Source organism: Reyranella soli (genome assembly GCF_007992495.1).
Classification (GTDB): Bacteria; Pseudomonadota; Alphaproteobacteria; order Reyranellales; family Reyranellaceae; genus Reyranella; species Reyranella soli.
On record NZ_BKAJ01000385.1, the window covers coordinates 1 to 910 of the forward strand.

The window sequence follows — 910 nt, forward strand, 5'->3', positions numbered from 1 at the left end:
AGCCAGCGTGGGAGTGGCGGGCGCAGCAACTCGGCGGCCGTAAGTAGCAGAGCGTGATGAGGGCATCCGAATTAACTCGACACTGTGAGCGATTGTGGGAAAATTTCCCAAGGTACCACGGGAGATCACATGCGACGCGTACTTTCAGCCATTGCGTTGATCATCGTCGCCCTGATAGTCGATATCTCCACCGCCGCCTCGCAACAACCCGGCAGGGTCTATAGGATTGGCTGGCTGTGGGTCGGCGAGGCTGGCAAAGCGGACGCTCCCATTGAAAAATGGCTTGGAAACTTCGGTACCTTTCGTGACGAGTTAAAGGACAGAGGCTACGTCGTCGGCAAGAACCTTGTCGTGGACGCACGCAGTGCCCAAGGCGATATGTCCCGTCTCCCGGCTTTGGCTGGAGCTCTCATCGCCACCCAACCCGATGTGCTCGACTCCTGGAACAGCGCCTACGGTTGCGGCCATGCGAGCGACCAAGACCATTCCCATTGTATTTCCCGGCGTTGGCAGTCCGGTCGAAAGGGGCATCGTCAAAAGTCTCGTCAATCACGGCGGCAACGCAACAGGCCAAGCGGTCAACATAGGCAATCCGAAAATGTGGGAAATGCTGCGCGACGCAGCTCCAACAGTGCGACATGCGGGAATTGTGGCTTATGCGCCCAACTCTCTTGCAACAGACAGGTCGCCAGAATATCGCGCAAGGAGGTTACAAAGCCTCTACGGCGAGAGTGCCCAGGCTGGCTTCGCGCTCGCCGACTTGATGGTGGATAGCCTCGACGAGTTGGACGCCAAAGTCGCCGTGCTAGCCAGCGGCGGGCAGGCAGCCCTTTATATGGCTACCGACGTAACGCTGTTCTCGTGGCGCGTCCAGATTATGGAAATTGCGATGCGCCATCGTTTGCCGACC

General features: G+C 58.4%; 1 protein-coding gene. It reads left to right on the forward strand.

What is annotated here, in order from left to right; all coding sequences use genetic code 11:
- Positions 1–427 precede the first annotated feature (427 nt).
- Positions 428–910 (forward strand): ABC transporter substrate binding protein (locus RSO01_RS46910; RefSeq protein ID WP_281291667.1); only part of this gene is annotated, 483 nt, incomplete at its 3' end.